The organism is Corynebacterium sp. HMSC058E07, assembly GCF_001809885.1.
GTDB lineage: Bacteria > Actinomycetota > Actinomycetes > Mycobacteriales > Mycobacteriaceae > Corynebacterium > Corynebacterium macclintockiae.
Window position 1 is genome coordinate 1 of record NZ_KV799280.1, and the last position, 425, is coordinate 425.

Consider the following 425-nt stretch of genomic DNA (forward strand, 5'->3'; position numbering starts at 1 on the left):
TTTAGTTGGTGCTCCTAGTTCAAGATAGGATTGATTTGAATCTTATCCCCACGTTTAACGTTATTTGTTGTGAGAAATGACTTGAATTGGCTCTCTCTGAGAGCGCTGAGCGGCAACCGAAAAGCCGTTGGGGTGGGAACCTGTGTCGCCTTGGGCGGTGGCAGCAAACGGGTATTCGTCAGGGCTTCCGCGAGACTTTTCCGGCCCCTTCGTTGCATCATATCGATTGGCTGCGGCTGCCTTGTTGAATCCATATATTGGTTTGTGTCAGGGTGGCCTTTTCTTAACTGGCTGGGGTCCATAACGGCGTTTTTCACAGCGGAGCTTGCTGCGGAGTCGGCCTTGTTGATTTCAGCGATTTCTGAAAGTAGTTGAGTTCGTACATCTCTCTTTTTGCTGTGTGCCATCAACCCAAGCACATCGAC

The 425-nt window shown here is 49.9% G+C and carries 1 protein-coding gene; it reads right to left on the reverse strand.

What is annotated here, in order from left to right; all coding sequences use genetic code 11:
- Nucleotides 1-14 precede the first annotated feature (14 nt).
- The coding region (locus HMPREF2678_RS10395) for a hypothetical protein (protein WP_168163092.1) at nucleotides 15-425 on the reverse strand (411 nt) is incomplete at its 5' end.